18 protein-coding genes are annotated in these 20,751 nt (G+C 52.2%); 7 read left to right on the forward strand and 11 right to left on the reverse strand.

All coding sequences use genetic code 11. The features are described 5' to 3' along the window. Positions 1-4 precede the first annotated feature (4 nt). From OGX94_RS04835 to araD, 4 genes are read left to right on the forward strand one after another with little or no spacing between them, the layout of a single operon-like run. A complete protein-coding gene (locus tag OGX94_RS04835) occupies positions 5-1,507 on the forward strand; it encodes an FGGY-family carbohydrate kinase (RefSeq protein WP_257662187.1) in 1,503 nt (500 codons plus the stop codon). Continuing rightward, positions 1,507-2,169, forward strand: coding sequence for a 3-keto-L-gulonate-6-phosphate decarboxylase UlaD (gene ulaD, locus OGX94_RS04840; RefSeq protein ID WP_126956584.1), 663 nt, complete (start codon positions 1,507-1,509; stop codon positions 2,167-2,169). The genes OGX94_RS04835 and ulaD overlap by 1 nt, the downstream gene beginning before the upstream one ends. Continuing rightward, positions 2,162-3,022, forward strand: a complete 861-nt coding sequence (locus OGX94_RS04845) for an L-ribulose-5-phosphate 3-epimerase (protein ID WP_003827352.1) — start codon at positions 2,162-2,164, stop codon at positions 3,020-3,022. Before ulaD ends, OGX94_RS04845 begins: the two co-directional genes overlap by 8 nt. After that, positions 3,016-3,714: an L-ribulose-5-phosphate 4-epimerase gene (gene araD / locus OGX94_RS04850; protein ID WP_286568812.1), complete on the forward strand. Its 699-nt coding sequence runs from the start codon at positions 3,016-3,018 to the stop codon at positions 3,712-3,714. Before OGX94_RS04845 ends, araD begins: the two co-directional genes overlap by 7 nt. A gap of 77 nt (positions 3,715-3,791) precedes the next feature. Here the strand turns inward: araD and OGX94_RS04855 are convergent, their stop codons facing one another. Then, a complete protein-coding gene (locus OGX94_RS04855) occupies positions 3,792-4,607 on the reverse strand; it encodes an AraC family transcriptional regulator (protein ID WP_257662186.1) in 816 nt (271 codons plus the stop codon). 252 nt (positions 4,608-4,859) lie between these two features. On the opposite strand from OGX94_RS04855, the gene OGX94_RS04860 reads away from it, so the two are divergent. Both OGX94_RS04860 and OGX94_RS04865 read left to right on the forward strand, forming a co-directional pair. After that, entirely contained in the window at positions 4,860-6,260 is a 1,401-nt protein-coding gene (locus tag OGX94_RS04860) for an MFS transporter (protein WP_148361329.1), read from the forward strand. A 10-nt stretch (positions 6,261-6,270) separates the two neighbouring features. After that, on the forward strand, positions 6,271-8,226 hold the full coding sequence (locus OGX94_RS04865; protein ID WP_257662185.1) for a glycoside hydrolase family 127 protein: 1,956 nt from the start codon (positions 6,271-6,273) through the stop codon (positions 8,224-8,226). A gap of 99 nt (positions 8,227-8,325) precedes the next feature. Here the strand turns inward: OGX94_RS04865 and OGX94_RS04870 are convergent, their stop codons facing one another. Beyond that, the gene (locus OGX94_RS04870) at positions 8,326-9,066 is read right to left on the reverse strand and encodes a MipA/OmpV family protein (protein WP_003827347.1); all 741 of its coding nucleotides are present in this window, start codon (positions 9,064-9,066) and stop codon (positions 8,326-8,328) included. A 121-nt stretch (positions 9,067-9,187) separates the two neighbouring features. Between OGX94_RS04870 and OGX94_RS04875 the strand changes: the two genes are divergently transcribed. Next, positions 9,188-10,150 (forward strand): LysR family transcriptional regulator, encoded by a 963-nt coding sequence (locus tag OGX94_RS04875; RefSeq protein WP_197385434.1) that lies wholly within the window; start codon positions 9,188-9,190, stop codon positions 10,148-10,150. A gap of 7 nt (positions 10,151-10,157) precedes the next feature. Here the strand turns inward: OGX94_RS04875 and OGX94_RS04880 are convergent, their stop codons facing one another. The 9 genes from OGX94_RS04880 to OGX94_RS04920 form a co-directional block, all read right to left on the reverse strand. After that, the gene (locus OGX94_RS04880; RefSeq protein WP_257662184.1) at positions 10,158-11,294 is read right to left on the reverse strand and encodes an HlyD family secretion protein; all 1,137 of its coding nucleotides are present in this window, start codon (positions 11,292-11,294) and stop codon (positions 10,158-10,160) included. Between the two features lie 5 nt (positions 11,295-11,299). After that, positions 11,300-11,623: a DUF3302 domain-containing protein gene (locus OGX94_RS04885; RefSeq protein WP_003024200.1), complete on the reverse strand. Its 324-nt coding sequence runs from the start codon at positions 11,621-11,623 to the stop codon at positions 11,300-11,302. 251 nt (positions 11,624-11,874) lie between these two features. Next, complete coding sequence (aldB, locus tag OGX94_RS04890; RefSeq protein WP_003827344.1) at positions 11,875-13,413, reverse strand: aldehyde dehydrogenase AldB; 1,539 nt, start codon at positions 13,411-13,413, stop codon at positions 11,875-11,877. A gap of 92 nt (positions 13,414-13,505) precedes the next feature. Continuing rightward, the gene (gene yiaY / locus OGX94_RS04895) at positions 13,506-14,657 is read right to left on the reverse strand and encodes an L-threonine dehydrogenase (protein ID WP_003827343.1); all 1,152 of its coding nucleotides are present in this window, start codon (positions 14,655-14,657) and stop codon (positions 13,506-13,508) included. Between the two features lie 188 nt (positions 14,658-14,845). Then, positions 14,846-16,690 carry a selenocysteine-specific translation elongation factor gene (selB, locus tag OGX94_RS04900; RefSeq protein WP_003827342.1) on the reverse strand — a complete coding sequence of 615 codons (1,845 nt, stop codon included), beginning with the start codon at positions 16,688-16,690 and terminating at the stop codon, positions 14,846-14,848. Continuing rightward, positions 16,687-18,078, reverse strand: coding sequence for an L-seryl-tRNA(Sec) selenium transferase (selA, locus tag OGX94_RS04905; protein ID WP_003827341.1), 1,392 nt, complete (start codon positions 18,076-18,078; stop codon positions 16,687-16,689). Before selA ends, selB begins: the two co-directional genes overlap by 4 nt. Positions 18,079-18,176: 98 nt before the next feature. Then, complete coding sequence (locus OGX94_RS04910) at positions 18,177-18,785, reverse strand: glutathione S-transferase (RefSeq protein WP_286568817.1); 609 nt, start codon at positions 18,783-18,785, stop codon at positions 18,177-18,179. 97 nt (positions 18,786-18,882) lie between these two features. Next, complete coding sequence (locus OGX94_RS04915) at positions 18,883-20,019, reverse strand: HlyD family secretion protein (protein ID WP_003827339.1); 1,137 nt, start codon at positions 20,017-20,019, stop codon at positions 18,883-18,885. A gap of 2 nt (positions 20,020-20,021) precedes the next feature. Then, positions 20,022-20,384 carry a DUF3302 domain-containing protein gene (locus OGX94_RS04920; RefSeq protein WP_003827338.1) on the reverse strand — a complete coding sequence of 121 codons (363 nt, stop codon included), beginning with the start codon at positions 20,382-20,384 and terminating at the stop codon, positions 20,022-20,024. Between the last annotated feature and the right edge of the window lie 367 nt (positions 20,385-20,751).

The following is a 20,751-nucleotide window of genomic DNA, read 5'->3' on the forward strand; positions in this document are numbered from 1 at the left end:
AAAGATGAGTGAGAAAGCGACCTTCTGGCTGGGTATTGATTGCGGCGGTACATATCTGAAAGCAGGTTTGTATGATGCCAAAGGTCATGAACAGGGAATTAACCGGCAATCGCTGCAGACAATATCGCCATTACCAGGTTACGCCGAACGCGATATGCACCAACTGTGGCAACAGTGCGTCGCGACCATTGCCGGGCTGTTAAAGCGTACAGGCGTGTGCGGTGAGCAAATCAAAGGCGTCGGCATATCCGCTCAGGGCAAAGGTCTGTTCCTTCTCGATAAGCAAGATAAGCCGCTAGGCAATGCCATTCTCTCTTCTGACCGACGCGCGATGGACATCGTTCAGCGCTGGCAGCAGGATGGGATCCCTGAGCAGCTCTACCCGGTCACCCGCCAGACATTGTGGACCGGGCATCCGGCATCGCTCCTGCGCTGGGTGAAAGAGAACACCCCTCAGCGCTACGCGCAAATTGGAAGCGTCATGATGGGTCATGACTACCTGCGTTGGTGCTTAACCGGCGTCAAAGGCTGCGAAGAGAGCAATATCTCCGAGTCGAACCTCTACAACATGACCACGGGTCAGTACGACCCGAGGCTGACCCAGTGGCTGGGCATCAGTGAAATCGACAATGCCCTGCCCCCCATCGTTGGTTCAGCAGAAATATGCGGGGAAATCACCGCTCAGACAGCCGCCATCACCGGTCTGGCGGCGGGTACCCCCGTCGTCGGCGGACTGTTTGATGTGGTTTCCACCGCACTCTGCGCCGGTATCGAAGATGAACGCACCCTCAACGCGGTGATGGGTACCTGGGCCGTCACCAGCGGGATCGCTCACGGCCTGCGCGACCACGAGCCCCATCCCTATGTCTATGGTCGCTATGTAAATGACGGGCAGTACATCGTTCACGAAGCCAGCCCAACCTCTTCCGGCAATCTGGAATGGTTTACCGCCCAGTGGGGCGAACTCTCTTTTGATGAGATTAATCAGGCCGTTGCCAGCTTACCGAAAGCCGGTAGCGAGCTTTTCTTTCTGCCCTTTTTGTACGGCAGCAACGCCGGGCTGGAGATGACCAGCGGCTTTTATGGCATGCAGGCTATACACACTCGTGCCCACTTATTACAAGCCATCTACGAAGGCGTGGTTTTCAGCCATATGACCCACCTGAACCGCATGCGCGAACGTTTTCCGCAGGCACATACCCTGCGCGTTACTGGAGGTCCGGCCCACTCCGACATCTGGATGCAAATGCTGGCAGACGTCAGCGGTTTACGTATCGAATTGCCACAGATTGAAGAGACCGGCTGCTTTGGCGCTGCGCTCGCCGCCCGCGTAGGCACCGGCGTTTATCACAATTTCAGCGACGCGCAGCGCAGCTTACAGCACCCGGTTCGCACACTGCTGCCAGACGCTACGGCGCATGCGAGCTACCAGCGTAAATACCGCCAATACCAGAATTTAATTACCGCACTACAGGGCTATCACGCCCGCATTAAGGAGCACGAATGATGAGTCGACCATTACTGCAACTGGCGCTCGACCACACCAACCTGCAGGCGGCCCAACACGATGTCGCACTGCTACAAGAGAGCGTCGATATCGTTGAGGCAGGGACGATTCTCTGCTTAACCGAAGGCCTGGCTGCCGTGAAAGCGCTGCGTACTCAGTGTCCAAATAAAATCATCGTCGCCGACTGGAAGGTGGCCGATGCGGGTGAAACCCTCGCACAGCAAGCATTTGGCGCTGGCGCTAACTGGATGACCATCATCTGCGCTGCCCCACTGGCGACGGTGGAGAAAGGCCATGGCGTCGCGCAGTCCTGCGGCGGCGAAATTCAGATGGAACTGTTCGGCAACTGGACGCTGGATGATGCCCGTGACTGGTATCGCGTTGGGGTTCGCCAGGCAATTTACCATCGTGGCCGCGATGCTCAGGCCAGCGGACAACAATGGGGAGAAGCGGATCTGGCGCGCATGAAAGCGCTTTCCGATATCGGTCTGGAGTTGTCGATTACCGGCGGGATTACGCCCGCCGACCTGCCGCTGTTTCGCGATATCAACGTTAAAGCCTTTATCGCCGGACGCGCGCTGGCTGGGGCGCAAAACCCAACGCAGGTTGCCGCTGAATTCCATGCGCAAATCGACGCCATCTGGGGAGCACAGTATGCGTAATCATCCGTTAGGTATCTATGAAAAAGCGCTGGCGAAAGACCTCTCCTGGCCGGAGCGTCTGGTGCTGGCGAAAAGCTGCGGTTTTGATTTCGTCGAGATGTCGGTGGATGAAACCGATGAACGTCTGTCGCGTCTCGACTGGAGTCCTGCTCAGCGTGCATCGCTGGTGAGCGCAATGTTAGAAACCGGCGTGGCAATCCCTTCAATGTGCCTGTCCGCCCACCGTCGGTTTCCCTTTGGCAGCCGCGATGAATCAGTCCGTATTCGGGCACGCGACATCATGACCAAAGCCATTCGTCTCGCGCGCGATTTGGGTATCCGCACTATTCAACTGGCAGGTTACGACGTCTATTACGAGGAACATGACGAAGGTACGCAGCAGCGTTTTGCCGAAGGGCTGGCATGGGCAGTCGAGCAAGCCGCCGCCGCGCAGGTCATGCTGGCGGTAGAAATCATGGATACCGCTTTTATGAACTCAATTAGCAAGTGGAAAAAGTGGGATGAAATGCTGTCATCGCCGTGGTTCACCGTCTATCCGGACGTGGGCAACCTCAGCGCATGGGGTAATGACGTCACTGCCGAATTGACGCTGGGCATCGACCGTATCGCCGCTATCCACCTGAAAGACACGCTGCCGGTAACCGAAACCCATCCGGGCCAGTTTCGCGATGTGCCTTTTGGCGAAGGGTGCGTGGACTTTGTTGGTATCTTCAAAACGCTGCATGAGCTGAACTATCGCGGGTCGTTTCTGATTGAAATGTGGACTGAAAAAGCAAAAGAGCCGGTACTGGAAATTATCCAGGCACGACGTTGGATAGAAGCACGTATGCAGGAAGGAGGATTTCCATGTTAGAACAACTGAAAGCCGATGTGCTGGCGGCCAATCTGGCGCTTCCGGCTCATGGTTTAGTCACCTTTACCTGGGGTAACGTCAGCGCTGTGGATGAAACGCGTAAGCTGATGGTGATTAAGCCGTCCGGCGTGGAATATGACGTGATGACCGCCGACGATATGGTGGTGGTGGATATTGCCAGCGGCGACGTGGTTGAAGGCAGTAAAAAACCCTCATCTGACACGCCAACCCATCTGGCGCTGTACCGTCGCTACCCTGAGATCGGTGGGATCGTCCATACTCACTCACGCCACGCGACGATCTGGTCACAGGCGGGTCTTGATCTCCCGGCATGGGGCACCACGCATGCCGATTATTTCTATGGTTCAATTCCGTGTACCCGGCTGATGACCGTTGAGGAAATCAATGGTGAATATGAATATCAAACCGGTGAAGTGATCATTCAGACCTTTGAGCAACGCGATCTCAATCCGCTGCAGGTTCCGGTAGTGTTAGTACATTCACACGGTCCGTTTGCCTGGGGTAAAGATGCCGCAGACGCTGTACATAACGCAGTGGTACTCGAAGAATGCGCCTACATGGGGCTTTTCTCGCGCCAGTTAGCTCCGCAGTTGCCGGATATGCAGCCTGAGTTGCTGGATAAACACTATCTGCGTAAACACGGTGTGAATGCGTATTACGGGCAAAACTAACGTCCGGTGGCGCTGTGCTTGCACTGGTCTGTCATTTTGTAGGCCGGGTAAGCATAGCGCCACCCGGCGATCCTCATTTACGCCGAATTAATATGCTCTTTGCAGTAGCGCCGTTTCCACGCCGCAGGCGTCAGGCTGGTATGTTTACGAAAGATTTTGCGAAAGTAACCCACATCATTAAACCCACATTTAATCGCCACATCGGTAAGCGACAGCGAGTCACTGATCAACAGCTTTTCTGCCGCCCTTACCCGCTGGCGATGCAACGCTTCAGTTAGCGTCAGCCGGAAAACGCTCCGGAATACACGCCCCAGATAGTCGGCATTGCAATGCAGTTCTTTCGCCAGAGTTGAAGCACTAATCGACAGGTGGAACTGGGTGTGGATTATTTGTTGCGCTTTCCATGCCAGCGCATTACCGGGGCTATCTGCGGGTTGCTCGCTAGCCGCCGCGGAGATTTGCTGCAAAATCAGCAGTAGGATCAGTTCCAGCGCTATGCTGCGATGAATATTTTCCTGCTCGCGTAAGAACTGGCGAAACAGCGAAATAATATATTGTGGCTCGCTAACCCGGGCATGCTGAGGAATCGCAAGCAACGGTTCTGTAAGTGAAGCATCGTTTTCTGCTGTCACCTCAAAGTGTAGCCAGTAAAATTTCAAATCAGCCGGAAACTGTCCCACACCAATATGCGAACGCTGCGGCCATAGCAGCAAACTTTCTCCGGCATTCACGCAAAAAACGGTCTGGCCTTCGCGAATCGTTAATGTCCCTTTTTCGACAAAGATAATTTCCCAGGATTGCAATTGCCGCGCCGGATGGCTTCCCACGCCTCGGGAAATAAATAGCCCACCATTTTGCACTTTAATCGGAAGAGACATGGATAATTCGAGCATATATATTCAAATTCCCGCTTATTGCATTATTTAAACCGATCTTTATCATTGATTATTCACGATAAACTTGCTTTTCGCCGGATCGAAATCACATTTTTATAATGAAGTCGGAATTGTTATCTTTTTATACTTTTCTCTTCCCTTGTTGACCCAAACATTTCGTGCAGAATAAATAACGTACTTTGCAAATTACAAACAAATAACCCGCAACGTAGCGGGATACTTTCTGAACATCCTCTCCGGGAGTTATTTATGACTTCGGCTCCGATCACGACATCTGATTTGGCACAGCGTGCCCAGGACGACAAATTATCCCTGCGTGAAAAAATAGGTTATGGGTTAGGCGATGCTGGCGGGACGGTAATTACCTGTCTGATCATGAACTTCCTGACATTTTTCTACACCGATGTCTTCGGGTTAACGCCCGCGCTGGTCGGCACATTGTTTATTGCCCTGCGCGTATTTGATGCCATTTCCGATCCGATAATGGGCATACTTGCCGACCGCACGCAAAGCCGCTGGGGGCGTTTTCGCCCATGGCAGCTGTGGGTGGCAATTCCCATTGGCATCATTGGCGTACTCACGTTTACCGTCCCTGACGCCAGCATGAGCGTAAAAATCGCCTGGGCATTCGGCACCTATCTACTGCTTTCTGTCGGCTATACCGCCATCAACGTACCGTATTGTGCGCTGATCAACACCATGACGACCCGCCATAACGAGGTGATCGCCTGTCAGTCCTGGCGCTTTGTGCTGTGCGGCGTGGCGGGATTCCTTGTCTCCGTTGGTCTGCCGTGGATGGTGGATATTCTGGGTCAGGGCAATGCCGCGCAGGGTTATCAGTTCGGCGTGGGCATCCTGTGCGCCATCGCTGTGGTGATGTTCCTGTGCTGCTTCTTCTGGGTTCGCGAGCGTGTGCCGCTGGCGATGATGGGGAAATTTACCCTGCGTGAACACATTGGTGGGCTACGCAAAAATGACCAGTTGCTGCTGATGCTGGTGATGTCTTTCCTGCTGATTAACGTCTTCAATATTCGTGGCGGCGGGTACATGTATTTCATTACCTACGTGCTGGAAGGCAGTACAGCTTACACGTCGCTGTTTTTCACCATGGTGACCTTTGCGTCCATCATCGGTTCAGTGGTTGTCAGCCCGCTGACCCGCCGTATAGATACCGTCAAACTCTATTACTACACCAACCTGGTGCTGGCAGCCCTGGCAGTGATGATGTGGTTCCTGCCAACCGGTTCGGCTTATCAAACATTATGGCTGGCGGTGATCCTCGGCAACGGCATTATTCTGGGCTTCACGCTGCCACTGCACTTCTCGCTGATGGCCTTTGCCGACGACTACGGCGAGTGGAAAACCGGCGTGCGTTCTTCCGGCATGAATTTCGCCTTCAACCTGTTTTTCATCAAGCTGGCCTGGGCCTCGAGCGCGGGGATCATCAGCCTGCTGTTTATTTTTGTCGCCTATCAGCCAGGCGCTGGTAATCAAACCTCCAGTTCGCTGCAAGGAATTACCGCGATGGAAACGCTGCTGCCCGCACTGTTCCACCTGCTGCTGGCGCTGTCTGTCCGCATCTGCAAACTCAATAATCCGATGATGTCGCGCATTGCCACCGATCTGCGTCAGCGTCATGTACAGCCTTAAGGAGCACGAAATGAACGTACTGGAAGTCGACCTGCATAAGCTCACCGTCAGCGATCCGTTCCTCGGACAATACCAACAGTTGGTCCGTGATGTCGTGATCCCCTACCAATGGGATGCGCTCAATGACCGCATTGCAGAGGCGGAACCAAGTCATGCAATAGAGAACTTTCGTATCGCCGCAGGACTGCAGGATGGCGAATTTTACGGCATGGTTTTTCAGGATAGCGACGTAGCGAAATGGCTGGAGGCAGTCGCCTGGTCCCTGTGCCAGAAATCTGATGCGGAACTTGAGAAAACCGCAGATGAGGTCATCGAGTTGGTAGCCGCTGCGCAGTGTGAAGACGGCTATCTCAATACATACTTTACAGTAAAAGCCCCGGATGAACGCTGGACTAACCTTGCCGAGTGTCATGAGTTGTACTGTGCAGGTCATTTGATCGAAGCAGGCGTCGCGTTCTTTCAGGCGACGGGAAAACGTCGTCTTTTAGACGTAGTGTGCCGCCTGGCAGACCACATCGATAACGTTTTCGGGCCTGGAGAGAATCAACTGCGCGGCTATCCGGGACACCCGGAAATTGAGCTGGCGTTAATGCGCTTATACGAAGTGACCCAGCAACCACGCTATATGGCGCTGGTAAATTACTTTGTGGAACAGCGCGGCGCGCAACCCCATTTCTATGATGAAGAGTACGAAAAGCGTGGCCAAACCTCTTACTGGCATACTTACGGCCCGGCATGGATGGTGAAGGATAAACCCTATAGCCAGGCTCATCAGCCCATTTCAGAACAGCAAACGGCGATCGGTCATGCAGTACGTTTTGTTTATCTGATGACCGGCGTGGCGCATCTGGCACGCTTGAGCCAGGACGAAGGCAAACGTCAGGATTGCCTGCGTCTGTGGAAAAACATGGCCCAGCGTCAGTTGTACATTACCGGCGGGATCGGTTCACAAAGCAGCGGCGAGGCGTTTAGCAGTGATTACGATCTGCCTAACGACTCCGTGTATGCGGAAAGCTGCGCCTCAATCGGTCTAATGATGTTCGCCCGCAGAATGCTGGAGATGGAGGCAGACAGCCAGTATGCCGACGTGATGGAGCGCGCCCTGTATAACACTGTATTGGGCGGGATGGCGCTCGATGGCAAGCACTTCTTCTATGTGAACCCGCTGGAAGTGCATCCTAAATCATTAAAATTCAATCATATTTATGACCACGTGAAACCCGTTCGTCAGCGCTGGTTTGGCTGCGCCTGTTGCCCGCCGAATATCGCCCGCGTGTTAACCTCAATTGGTCATTACATCTACACACCACGTCAGGACGCGCTGTATATCAATATGTACGTGGGCAATAGCATGGAAGTCCCCGTGGCGGATGGCTCGCTCAAGCTGCGCATTAGCGGGGATTATCCATGGCATGAGCAGGTGAAAATCGCCATCGAATCACCGCAGTCGATATATCACACCCTGGCCCTGCGCCTGCCAGACTGGTGCACCGCACCGCAGGTTTTACTGAATGGTCAGCCAGTTGAGCAGGATATTCGCAAAGGCTATTTGCACATCAGCCGAACCTGGCAGGAAGGCGATACGCTCAGTCTGACCCTGCCAATGCCGGTGCGTCGGGTGTACGGAAATCCATTAGTGCGCCATGTTGCTGGTAAGGTCGCTATTCAGCGTGGACCGCTGGTGTATTGCCTGGAGCAAGCCGACAACGGCGAGGAATTGCATAATATGTGGTTGCCAAAAGAGAGTGAGTTCAGAGTATTCGAGGGTAAGGGGCTGTTCAGCCATAAAATGTTAATTCAGACTGAAGGCGTGAAGCAAAGTACAGCCGATGCAGCACAACAATCGTTGTGGCACTACGATGTTTCCCCAACTTCGCGTCAGGCGCATACATTGACGTTTATTCCGTGGTTTAGCTGGGCAAACCGTGGTGAAGGCGAAATGCGTATCTGGATAAACGAGCAGTAATTAAACCGTGCCGGATGGCGACGCTTCACGTCTTATCCGGCCTACAAAACCCATCCACGTAAGCCTGATAAGCAAAGCGCCATCAGGCACATATTTAAATCAGAAACGCCAGGTCAGACCGGACATAAAGGTGAAGCTGTCATCGCGATCAACCATTGGGCTATTTTTAATGTCATCCGGCAGTGCGCTATAGTTGGCGCTTGCCAGCAGCGTCAGGTTAGTGGTCAATGCGTATTTAGCGGACAGGCCAACATACGGTGTCCAACTATCGCCTGGGGAATAGCTTGATAAGCCACTACGACGGGACTCATTACCCGATATGCCGTAGTAGTATTCATTGAATTTTTCGTCATAGTAGAGCACGCCAATCGATGGCGTCAGCGTCAGCTTGCCCATCGGCATTGGACGGAACAGTGAAACTTCCCCTACCCAGCCATTACTGTTGTCCAGCACATCCGCAGCGGCGGAGACTTTCACGCTACCCCATCTTTCATGGTGATACCACGCGGCACCCGCCATTGCAGTTGCGTCACGCTTATCCAGCTTTTTCATCGCATGATCGTCATTATCGCCGGGATCAAACTCAAGCGGCATATAAGAGGCAGTAATACTAAATTCATTACTTTCACTCTTAGACAAAATATAACCTAGCGTTGTTTGCCTAAAATAAAATGATTCACTTTCGTAACTGACAAGCGGTACTGCGTGAACATTATCATTATATCCGCGATAAGGTGATTCATTATATACAGCACCAGCGCCAATAGAAAACTCTGCGGCAGTTGCACTCGCCATAAAAGAAAAGGCGAGCAGCGCCACAATATTGTGTTTAATTAACATGCCAACATTCCATTTTAAAATAAGCTACAAAGCTGGTGCATAATAATGCTTACAATTTCATCGGTGCAAGGTTCATATTTATATAGTAATATATAAAAAATTATATATATTGGGCTTGGCGATGAATAAATTACAACTTAAACACCGGGAGCTGAAGATTATTTCGGTAATCGCTGCCAGTGAAAATATCAGTCATGCCGCTACTGTTCTCGGCATCGCGCAGGCCAATGTCAGTAAATATCTTGCTGATTTTGAATCAAAAGTTGGATTAAAGGTGTTTGACCGCACCACCCGGCAGCTGACCCTCACGCCGTTTGGTATAGCGTTACTTCCTTACATCAATGACATGTTAGACAGAAACGAGCAGTTAAATAATTTCATTGCTGATTATAAGCACGAGAAACGTGGCAAAGTAACGGTATATGCCCCAACCGGTATTATTGCTTACTTATCGCAACATGTTATTGCAAAAATCCAGAATATCGGCGGCATTAGCCTCTCACTTAAAACATGTAACCTTGAACGAAAGGCATTTTATGAGGGTGTCGACTTTCCTGATGATTGTGATGTTTTAATCACCTATGCACACCCTAAAGATGAATCACTGGTCGCTAGTTTCATTACCAAATATGCAGTAACGGCTTTTGCCAGCCCTGAATATATCAAAGAACATCCTATTAAGAGTCCGGATGAACTGGAAGAACATTCCTGCATCCTTATTGATTCCATGATGATAGATGATGCCAATATCTGGCGCTTCACCTCCGCTGGCAGCAAGGAAATGCACGATTATCGGGTGACCGGAAATTATGTCTGCGACAATACACAGTCTGCACTGGCGCTGGCACGTAACCATCTGGGCATTGTTTTTGCGCCGAATGCGAGTGTACAAAAAGACGTTCAATCAGGATTGCTGGTTCCATGTTTCTCAGAACAACATGAATGGTGGCTGGATTTGGTGGCGATTTTCCGCAAGCGCGAATATCAGCCATGGCGGGTACAGTTTATTCTTGATGAGATGCTGGCAGAGATCCGCCAGCAGCTTACTCAGTCGCTGGAGCAGCAGACTGAGCAAGCAAAATAGCCTGCGTCTAATGGTCGAGATACAGGTAATGCACCCAGCTGGTCATCCGTAGTAAGACCTTGCGCATGACCGACACATGTTCGAAGTGGTCAGAGTAAACGGCGACCTGGGCGTAAATCCCATCAGGTAACGCGTTCACATCCGCATTGTCGTTCAGCTCAATCGTGGCGATCACCCCTTCCGAACCGGGCGTAGAGTTTAAAGATTGCAGTGCCCCGTTCGACTGGTATGTACCACCCGGTACTGCCGGACTAATGGCGGCCAGTTTACCGCTAAACACCTTACCCGGCAGAGCGTTAAACACCACTTCCGCTTCATCGCCTGGCTCCAGCCGCAACAGCGAGTTTTGACGGAACTGGGCGATAATTTGTCTTTTTTGATCCGGGATGAATACCATTACCGGACGCATCGGCAGTGCGGCGGCATAGGTTCCTGGGCGCATCAGCACCTGCGTGACGTAACCATCGCTGGGCGCGCGTACCACGGTCTGGTCCAGGTTGAACTCTGCTTCCGCTAGCTGTGCTTTCAGGCTGGCAATTTGCGAATTCTCACCCAGTACCAGGCTGTCTAACTGACTCTGAATTTGCTGCTGTTCTGCAACGGAGGATTTCACCGAGGCTTCCTGCGCCAGGTAGTTTTGGCGCGCCGCATCTATATCGCGTTCAGAAAAAGGATTCACCTTCGCCTGACTCCCCTGCGCATAGCGCTGGTAATCTTTTGCCAGTTTGTCACGCGTGGCCTTTGCCCGCTGCGTGTTGGCTTTCATTTCGTCTAACTGCGCAACCAGAGCCTGCTCTTTATGCTGTGCGGTGACAATATCAGCCTTCAGGCGATCGACCCGCGCCTGATAACGCCCTGGATTAAGCTTAAACAGAACCTCGCCTTTTTTGATTAGCGTATTCTTCTTATCCGTCACTTCTGTCACTACACCCGTTACCTGCGGCACCACGGGAATAGAAATTACCGCTTTTTGTGCCTTAAATGTATACGGATGGTTATAATTCATCAGTAATATAAGTCCGCAAACAATGAATATACCGCCTAATGCCGCGGTAGGAACTGTCCATTTATTTACAGGGATTTTAAAAATTCTAAATATTGACCATGCACACGCCACATAGGTCAGAACAATCAGTAAATCCATCGATATTACTCCGCCGGAGAGGTCTTGGCCTCGCCCAGTTTCTTTTCCAGATCCGCAACCCTTGCCTGAAGCTGGATCAGGGAAGAATCCGCGCTCTGCATACCCCATCCGCGCTCCGGGCGATAAAGCGTTGCCCAGATCCATAAAAAGGGCCAAATAACATGTAAGGTAAACAAACTAACCCAACCCGCAACATGTATTGCGTCGGCATGAGGATGGTTACGTTTCTTTGCAATTAGATAGGGAATATCATGCAGAATAATAATCCCGTAAAAAATGACCAGGAATACAAAAATAAGCACTCCTAATGCAAAATAATTAAGGAACATATTTGCCTCAGGGATTTAAATTAAGAATTTCGGATGCAATTTGATTTAAACAATAGAGTTGATAATAGTATTGGAATGACCAGATTGGATGCAATTATCTTATTTATATAACGATATATGGGTTTATATATACCCCGTCGTCTTTTGAGCTGCTTCTTTGTTGGTTGCGTTCGTTCACCCCAGCCACTTACCTGAGGACATAACTTGATGCCCGGTACGCTAAACGCGACCGGGCAGTAGGTGACGTGAAATTAAAACAGCCCCAGTGGTTTATCAGAGTAGCTCACTAACAGGCATTTGGTTTGCTGATAATGCTCAAGCATCATCTTATGCGTCTCGCGCCCGATACCCGACTGCTTGTAGCCGCCGAACGCCGCATGTGCCGGGTAAGCATGGTAACAGTTGGTCCAAACTCGCCCCGCCTGAATCCCACGTCCCATTTTGTACGCCAGATTTCCATTACGACTCCAGACGCCAGCGCCAAGCCCATATTGGGTGTCATTAGCGATTTCCAGCGCCTCTTCCATGGTTTTAAACGTCGTGACAGCCAGCACCGGCCCGAAGATCTCCTCCTGGAAAACCCGCATGTTGTTCTTACCAAACAGAATGGTCGGTTCGAGGTAGTACCCCTCTTTTAACTCGCCATCCAGCTGCTTGCGCCGCCCGCCGGTGAGAACATCTGCTCCTTCTTTCTTACCAATGTCGATGTAATTCAGAATGGTTTCCAGTTGACCATGCGACACCTGCGCGCCCATTTGCGTCACGCTGTCTAACGGGTTGCCGCTACGGATACTTTCCACCCGACGAATGGCTCTTTCCATAAAACGTTCGTAAATGGATTCTTGTACCAGCGCACGACTCGGACAGGTACATACTTCGCCCTGGTTGAAGGCAAACAATGCAAAACCTTCCAGCGCTTTGTCAAAGAACGCATCTTCTTCATCCATCACGTCCGCGAAGAAGATATTGGGTGATTTCCCGCCCAGCTCCAGCGTAACAGGGATAATGTTCTGCGTGGCGTACTGCATGATCTGCTGCCCGACTTCCGTTGAGCCGGTAAACGCCACTTTCGCAATACGTTTTGACGTCGCCAGATACTCACCGATTTCCCCCCCTGCGCCGTTGACCACGTTCACCACGCCAGGCGGGAGCAGATCGCCGATGACTTCCATCAGCAACAGTACGGACAGCGGCGTCAGGCGCGCGGGTTTCAGCACCACGCAGTTACCGGCTGCCAGGGCGGGCGCCATTTTCCAGCTGGCCATCAATAGCGGGAAGTTCCACGGGATAATTTGCCCTACCACGCCAAGAGGTTCATGGAAGTGATAAGCCACGGTTTCGCTATCAACCTCGCTGATTCCCCCTTCCTGTGCACGAATACAGGACGCGAAATAGCGGAAATGGTCAATAGCCAGCGGCACATCTGCCGCGCTGGTTTCACGGATGGGTTTACCGTTATCCCAGGTTTCTGCCGTCGCCAGCAGTTCCAGGTTTTGCTCCATACGATCGGCGATTTTGAACAGAATCGCCGCTCTGTCCTGCACGGATGTCTGCGCCCACTTGTCTTTTACTTTGTGCGCGGCATCCAGTGCCAGATCGATGTCCTTTTTGCCGGAAGAGGCCACTTCGCACAGTAGTTGCCCGGTCACCGGTGTCAGGTTTTGGTAATACTCACCGTCCGCCGGGGCGACCCAGTCACCGCCGATAAAGTTATCGTATCGGGCTTTTAACTTCAGAGGGTAACCATACTCGCCGGGGTAAATACGCGTTGAAGGGGGGTTATTGGTCATGACCGTCTCCTTGCTGTAGGGGTACTACAAGGGTAGACGGGGCTGGCGAATAATTCGCCAGCCTTTTACTGCTTTACGACAGGTATCACGAATTACATGGCAGCACGATAAATCGCCATGATTTCTTCATGTGTCGCCTGAATCGGGTTAGTGAAACCACATGCATCTTTCAGGGCGTTAGTCGCCAGAACGGCAAAATCTTCTTCTTTCACGTTCAGCTCACGCAACCCGGCTGGAATATTCACTTTCTGCGCCAGTTCGCGGATCGCCGCGATGCAGGCTTCTGCCCCTTGCTCTTCGCTCAGACCAGCAACGTTCACACCCATTGCCGAGGCGCAATCGCGCAGGCGGGCGGCAGCCACTTTGCTATTAAATACCTGTACATGCGGCAGCAGTACGGCATTACATACTCCGTGTGGCAAATCGTAGAAGCCACCCAGCTGGTGCGCCATCGCATGCACGTATCCCAGAGAGGCATTGTTAAAGGCCATACCTGCGAGGAACTGCGCATAGGCCATGGCTTCGCGCGCCTGAGCATTGCTGCCCTCTTCCACGGCGACCGGCAGGTTTTCTGCAATCATGGTGACGGCTTTAAGCGCGCACGCATCGGTAATAGGGGTCGCGGCAATAGAAACATAGGCTTCAATAGCGTGAGTCAGCGCATCCATACCGGTAGCCGCCGTCAGAGACTTCGGCATACCGACCATCAGCGAGGAGTCATTGACGGACAGCAGCGGTGTAACATGCTTATCCACAATCGCCATTTTAATGTGGCGTACTTCATCGGTAATGATGCAGAAGCGGGTCATTTCAGATGCCGTACCCGCCGTGGTGTTGATGGCAATCATCGGCAGTTGCGGTTTTGCAGAGCGGTCAACGCCTTCGTAATCACTAATATCGCCGCCGTTAGCCGCCACCAGCGCAATCCCCTTCGCACAATCGTGCGGGGAACCGCCGCCGAGAGAAATAACACTATCACAGTCATTTTCTTTCAGCATTTTCAGGCCAGCAGCAACGTTACTGGTCGTAGGGTTAGGATGCGTACCATCATAAATTACGCTGAAAATATCACGTTCCTGCAGCGCTTTTTGAATTTCACTCGCCATACCTAATTTCGCCAGCATGGCGTCCGTGACAATCAGCGTACGGCGAAAACCATATTCCGCCATTGTATTCATTGCATCTTTTAATGAACCAGCGCCAATTACATTCACAGAAGGAATAAAAAATGTTGAAGCAGCCATTGTACGATCCTTAATTACTCAAAAGAGGTAGGAAGCATACGAGTGAAATTTCCAACAAAATATGATCGTGGTTGTTATTTTAATAACACTCACAATTAAAAAGCACATTAGGTTCATAATCTAATGTGCTTATTTCAATCAACATCTATTTTGTATTAATTCATTTAATCCATGAATTAATTGTTTCATTATTTTTCAGGGAACAGCAATGCATCGCGTAATAAATGATCATTTCCCCGACGACGAGTAAAACCAATGCGGTCAAAATATTCCAGAATCTGAATAGCCAATTTGCGCCCGACGTTAAGTCTGTCGCGAAAATCAGCTGCACAGGTCGATCCCCGTTCCTGATCCAGTTCGCGGATCATATTGGCAAAGGCCACAATTCGATCGTTACGGTAATAACGATCTTTCACGATCGCGGTAATGATGCCTTGCTGCGCCGCCTGACGTAATGCCACACGCATCATCTGCTCATCCGTGCCCGTCTGTTTTGCCAAATCGCGCACCCACCATGGCTCATCGCCAAAAAGCGGTTCTACTTTTTGCCAGATTGCCAACTGCTCATCGCTGAAACCCGCCTTATGTTCCGGCAAATGCAACCAGCCATGATGGCTATGGATGGCGCCACTCTCGCGCATCTTTTCAATCAGCAGCAAGACCAGCGCTTCGTCTTCCATCGGCAAAGCCATACGGCGCAGGCGCTCGCGCCCGGGCCCTGGTTCATCACGGTGCTGCTCATGGTAGGTCGCCAGCGTATCGAGAACTTTCCGCTGCCAGCGCGCGGCAACGGGGGCATTCAACAGGCTGTATCCCGCCTGAATAAATCCATGTTGCTCAATCAACGGACGCATACCGTTGCCATTGAGCTGACGCGCCCAGGCAAAGTCAGGAATATTCACCGCCCCACGCGTCAGGTGCAGCGCCAGAGCGTCACCGTCAGTCTGCGCGTTTTCCAGCGCCGACAGCCACTGCAAATACTCCGGCTTACGTTTTCCGCGACGCGGCGGATTGAGCGTGACCACGCGCGCGCCAGCCAGCGTCGTACGGGCAGAAATATCGCGCAGCACCAGACGGTCGTTATCGGCGAGCCAGAGTGGTGTATCAAACACCAGTTCCGCCAGTGTCCCTTCAAGCAGCGAGATACGCCCGGTAACATGGCTAGCCGCGTGGTGAATATGCAGCGGTTGCCACTGCATCAGCGGCGCGGCATGTTCTAAAGAAACAATCACGCGGGTAAAAGCCTCTGGCGGCGCATCGGAAAGCAGCCAGTCGCCACGGTTTAGTTCTTCTTTTTGCGCATCGCCGGCAATATTCAGCGCAATACGTTGTCCCGCTTGCGCGCGGTCGGTGGCCTGATTTTGTGCATGCAGGCTACGTACGCGCATCGGTTTGTTGACGCCCGTGAGCCACAGCGTGTCACCGACATTCACTTCACCGCTGAGCGCCGTCCCGGTCACCACCAGCCCTGCGCCTTTGACCGTAAAGGCGCGGTCAATCGCCAGGCGGAAGCTGTGATCGCGGGCATGCTCGCGCGACGTTAATTGCAACAAATGGTCACGCAGTTCCTCGATGCCACGGCCTTCACTGGCCGCAGTGACGAAAAGCACCGACTCCGCGAAACCATAATTCCCCAGCGTGGCCTGAATCTCCGCACGCACCTCTTCAATTCTTGCTTCGTCTACGCGGTCGGCTTTCGTGAGCGCCACGGTGATCTGCGGATTGCCCGTCAGCTGCAGAATTTGCAAATGCTCACGGGTTTGCGCCATTACGCCATCATCACACGCCACCACCAGCAACGCGTGATCGATGCCGCCGACCCCCGCCAACATGTTGGACAGAAACTTTTCGTGTCCAGGAACGTCGATAAACCCCAGCACCCGCCCGTCCGGCTGCGGCCAGTAGGCATAACCGAGATCGATGGTCATGCCGCGCTTTTTTTCTTCCGGCAGACGGTCGGCATTTACGCCAGTAATCGCCTGTAATAACGTTGTTTTTCCGTGGTCAACGTGTCCGGCGGTTGCAATAATCATTTCAGCATCATCTCCATAAACCGGGTCTCGTCTTCAAGGCAGCGCAGATCCAGCCATAAGCGGCCATCATAAATTCGCCCAATAATCGGCACGGGCAGCGTACGCCAACGGGCTGCCAACGCTTCGAGGCGGCTCCCGCGCCCGTCATGTGGGGTAAAGGTTAGCGCCGCGCTGGGCAGCCTATCAACAGGTAGTGAGCCGCTGCCAATCTGCGACAGGCAAGGCATCACATTCAGGGCGAACTCATCACCGTAATGTTCTGCAAGCTGTGCCTGTAATTGCTGTGCCTGCGCGTGGATTGCCTCTTGTGAGCGGGTGAGCTGGCGCAACGTCGGCAACTTCGCCGCCAGTGCTTCAGGGTGCAGGTAGAGCCGTAGCGTCGCTTCCAGAGCAGCCAGCGTCATTTTATCTGCCCGTAATGCGCGTTTCAGCGGATGGCTCTGCAAACGAGCGATCATCTCTTTTTTACCGACAATTATCCCGGCCTGCGGCCCGCCCAGCAGTTTATCGCCGGAGAAACTCACCAGACTGACGCCAGCAGCAATCAGTTGCTGCGGCATCGGCTCCTGCGGCAAGCCATACTGGCTGAGATCGACCAGCGAACCGCTGCCCAAATCCGCCACCACCGGAACATCCAGCTCCTGGCCAATGACGGCCAGCTCCGCCTCATCCACCGACTTTGTGAAGCCTTCAATGCTGTAATTACTGGTATGCACTTTCATCAGCAGAGCGGTATTTTCATTCACCGCCTGGCGGTAATCTTTCGCATGCGTCCGGTTGGTGGTCCCCACCTCGCGTAGAATGCATCCGGCCTGACACATGACGTCCGGAATACGAAACGCGCCGCCTATTTCCACCAGCTCGCCGCGAGACACAACCACCTCTTTGCCGTTCGCCGTGGCAGCCAGCATAAGCAGAACAGCTGCCGCATTGTTATTGACGATACAGGCGTCTTCCGCCCCCGTCAGACGGCAGAGTAAATCCGCCAGGGCCCGATCCCGATGTCCCCGACCGGCATCATCCAGACTGTATTCCAGCGTCACCGGCGTGCGCATCGCCTGTACCACCGCCTCAATTGCTTCTTCGGCCTGCGACGCGCGACCAAGGTTGGTGTGCAGCACCGTTCCGGTCAGGTTAATCACTGGACGCAGTGCGCTTTGTGATTCTCGTTCCAGCCGGGCACTGGCTTCTTGCGCCCAGTCTTCACACCATGCCGGGAGCGCATGCGTGTCGCGAATAGCTTCTCTGGCTTCGTCGAGCATGTGACGCAGCAGGTCAACCACCCGGGTATGACCGTGAGATTCACGTAAGGCTGAGAAGGCGCTATCGCGCAATAAACGATCGATAGCAGGAAGCTGGCTGTAGAGTGAACGCAAGTCGCTTGTCATGAAAGGGCCTGGCTGTTGGTGACCCTCTCCACCGTAGAGAGGGATATCGATATAGGAAGGATTGTACCGTGACTTTGCTCAGGCGGACATAATACGCATCAAGCCTTTGGCGGTTCTGTACGGGCAAAACTCTCGCGTTGAAAGAGCGTTTCCACCAGTTTGACCAGACGCGGACGGTCCACACACCAGCCAGGTGCGACCCGACGGAAATTGAGATAACCGACGGCGCAGGCAATCGCAATGGTTGCCAGGTTAACCGTATCCGTTTTCAGTGTACCGCCCACCAGATAGCCTTCCAGCACATCCAGACTACGGGTGATCTTCTCACGCTGACGTAACAATTCAGTTTCTGACTGCTGCGCTGCAGGGCGAGCCTGTTCGCGCACCGAAACTAAACCGGCATCCATAATACCGTCTGCCAACGCTTCCAACTGGCGTACCTTCAGCGCAGCCAGCGGATCACGCGGCAGCATGGCTGGTGCAATATCCAGTAGCTCTATATATTCCGCGATGACAGGAGAGTCAAACCAGTACTCGCCCTCATCGGTGACCAACGCAGGTACTTTGCCTAACGGGTTATAGCGCGCCACGCCGCTATCCGCGTTGTAGGGGAGTTCATTCACAAATTCGAAAGTGATGCCCTTTTCCAGTAACAGAATCGAAATTTTACGTACAAAAGGGCTGGTATAGCTGCCAATGAGTTTCATGCCGGGTCCTTTTTGCCAACAAAAAAGCGGTGCCCAACGATAGTGGGACACCGCTTAGTATGGCTCAGGTCACTGAAAATGGCAGGTGATGGCAGTCTCAATGATCCAAATAAAGGTAATGCATCCAACTGGTCATGCGCAGCAGCACTTTACGCATTACCGACACGTGGGCGAAATGGTCGGAATAGACCGCGACCTGGGCATAGATACCGTCCGGCAGCGCATCCACATCGGCATTCGGATCCAGCTCAATTGTTGCCAGCACGCCATCGGTACCCGGCACCACCGTTAAGGACTGTAACGCCCCCTGCGCCTGATAAGAACCACCCGGAACGACCGGAAGAATACTGGTTAGCTTGCCGGTGAAAACCTGGCCAGGCAGCGCGTTAAACACCACTTCCGCTTCATCGCCTGGTTTAAGGCGCAGCAGCGAGTTCTGGCGGAATTGCGCCACGATTTGCCGTTTTTGTTCAGGAATAAACACCATTACCGGACGCAAAGGTAATGCTGCTGCGTAAGTCCCCGGACGAATTAAAATCTGCGTGGCATAACCGTTGCTGGGGGCACGAACTACCGTCTGTTCAAGATTATATTTAGCCTCGGCGAGCTGGGCACGCAGGGATGCAACCTGAGATTGCTCCCCGTTGACCATACTGTCTAATTGACTCTGAATCTGCGTCTGTTCTGCCACCGAGCCTTTGACCAGCGCATCCTGTGCCAGATAGTTTTGCCGGGCGTTATCGATATCGCTTTCAGAGAACGGGTTAACCTTCGCCTGGCTGCCTTTCAAATAACGTTGATAATCCTTATACAAGCGATCACGTTCCGCAGACACGCGGGTAGTATTAGCGACCGCTTCCGACAGTTGCGCTTTTAGGTTGTCGATATTATGCGTCGCGGTTACCAGGTCGGCCTGCAGTCTGTCTACACGCGCCTGATAACGTACCGGATCGAGCTTAAACAGCACATCGCCTTTTTTAATGAGCTGATTATTCTTATCCGTTACCTCACTAACAATTCCTGTGACTTGCGGAGTGACCGGAATTGAAATAACCGCTTTTTGCGCCGTAAAGGTATACGGGTGGTTATAGTTCATTAATAAAATCAATCCCGCAACAATGAACACCCCACCTAATGCAGCGGTAGCAAGCGTCCATTGGTTTACCGGAATACGGAATATTTTAAAGATGGCCCAGGCAAAGGCCACATAGGTCAGGACTATCAACAAATCCATGATTAAATCTCCGGAAAGGTGGAGTTATCGGTTTTTTTCTCCCCATCCAGTCTTTTTTCCAACTGGGTGATTCGCGCTGCCAGCGCGGCAATCTCAGGGTCTGACTCCTTTCCGGTCGGTGTGATGTGTGACTGCATTCCCCATCCCTTTTCAGGCTGGTAGAGCGTGGCCCAGATCCACAGGAACGGCCAAATAACATGAAGAGTGAACAAGCTCACCCATCCTGCAGTATGGATGGCATCGGCATGGGGATGGTTACGTTTTTTAGCCATGTTATAGGGAATATCATGAATGGCGATGATTCCGTAAAACAGAACCAGAAAAACGAAGATCAGCACGCCCAGTGCGAAATAATTTAGAAACATACCTGCCTCGAATTCACGCTAATTAGAGTTTTTTTATGCCGGCAGCCGTATGCACCCTGGCTGATGTTTTGAACATAACTGCAGTTAGGGGTTTTCGCCATATCACAAAAAAAATATTTTTTCTGGCGAGAAGTTGCTTTGTTTTGCAATAAAAATGTCAGGAGTAGAATCTGCCGCAGATCACATCTGCTCAAATCCAGATGAAAATACTTTGCGATCCACATCACAAAGATTCAACAAACAGCAAAACCAAAAATGTGAATTAGTTCACATTTAATCCCCATTTTTCATTAAATCTAACCTTGTGATGTTTTTTTGTACCGTTAATTTGTGATTCAAATCACATTAACTAACGCCATACACCCTA

This window comes from Citrobacter sp. Cpo037 (assembly GCF_030332945.1).
GTDB lineage: Bacteria > Pseudomonadota > Gammaproteobacteria > Enterobacterales > Enterobacteriaceae > Citrobacter > Citrobacter portucalensis.

Excerpts from the sequence above, each read along its gene's own strand:
- OGX94_RS04835 (WP_257662187.1), top strand. The coding sequence starts at position 5 with ATGAGTGAGAAAGCGACCTTCTGGCTGGGTATTGATTGCGGCGGTACA.
- ulaD (WP_126956584.1), top strand. The coding sequence starts at position 1,507 with ATGAGTCGACCATTACTGCAACTGGCGCTCGACCACACCAACCTGCAG.
- OGX94_RS04845 (WP_003827352.1), top strand. The coding sequence starts at position 2,162 with ATGCGTAATCATCCGTTAGGTATCTATGAAAAAGCGCTGGCGAAAGAC.
- araD (WP_286568812.1), top strand. The coding sequence starts at position 3,016 with ATGTTAGAACAACTGAAAGCCGATGTGCTGGCGGCCAATCTGGCGCTT.
- OGX94_RS04855 (WP_257662186.1), bottom strand. The coding sequence starts at position 4,607 with ATGCTCGAATTATCCATGTCTCTTCCGATTAAAGTGCAAAATGGTGGG.
- OGX94_RS04860 (WP_148361329.1), top strand. The coding sequence starts at position 4,860 with ATGACTTCGGCTCCGATCACGACATCTGATTTGGCACAGCGTGCCCAG.
- OGX94_RS04865 (WP_257662185.1), top strand. The coding sequence starts at position 6,271 with ATGAACGTACTGGAAGTCGACCTGCATAAGCTCACCGTCAGCGATCCG.
- OGX94_RS04870 (WP_003827347.1), bottom strand. The coding sequence starts at position 9,066 with ATGTTAATTAAACACAATATTGTGGCGCTGCTCGCCTTTTCTTTTATG.
- OGX94_RS04875 (WP_197385434.1), top strand. The coding sequence starts at position 9,188 with ATGAATAAATTACAACTTAAACACCGGGAGCTGAAGATTATTTCGGTA.
- OGX94_RS04880 (WP_257662184.1), bottom strand. The coding sequence starts at position 11,294 with ATGGATTTACTGATTGTTCTGACCTATGTGGCGTGTGCATGGTCAATA.
- OGX94_RS04885 (WP_003024200.1), bottom strand. The coding sequence starts at position 11,623 with ATGTTCCTTAATTATTTTGCATTAGGAGTGCTTATTTTTGTATTCCTG.
- aldB (WP_003827344.1), bottom strand. The coding sequence starts at position 13,413 with ATGACCAATAACCCCCCTTCAACGCGTATTTACCCCGGCGAGTATGGT.
- yiaY (WP_003827343.1), bottom strand. The coding sequence starts at position 14,657 with ATGGCTGCTTCAACATTTTTTATTCCTTCTGTGAATGTAATTGGCGCT.
- selB (WP_003827342.1), bottom strand. The coding sequence starts at position 16,690 with ATGATTATTGCAACCGCCGGACACGTTGACCACGGAAAAACAACGTTA.
- selA (WP_003827341.1), bottom strand. The coding sequence starts at position 18,078 with ATGACAAGCGACTTGCGTTCACTCTACAGCCAGCTTCCTGCTATCGAT.
- OGX94_RS04910 (WP_286568817.1), bottom strand. The coding sequence starts at position 18,785 with ATGAAACTCATTGGCAGCTATACCAGCCCTTTTGTACGTAAAATTTCG.
- OGX94_RS04915 (WP_003827339.1), bottom strand. The coding sequence starts at position 20,019 with ATGGATTTGTTGATAGTCCTGACCTATGTGGCCTTTGCCTGGGCCATC.
- OGX94_RS04920 (WP_003827338.1), bottom strand. The coding sequence starts at position 20,384 with ATGTTTCTAAATTATTTCGCACTGGGCGTGCTGATCTTCGTTTTTCTG.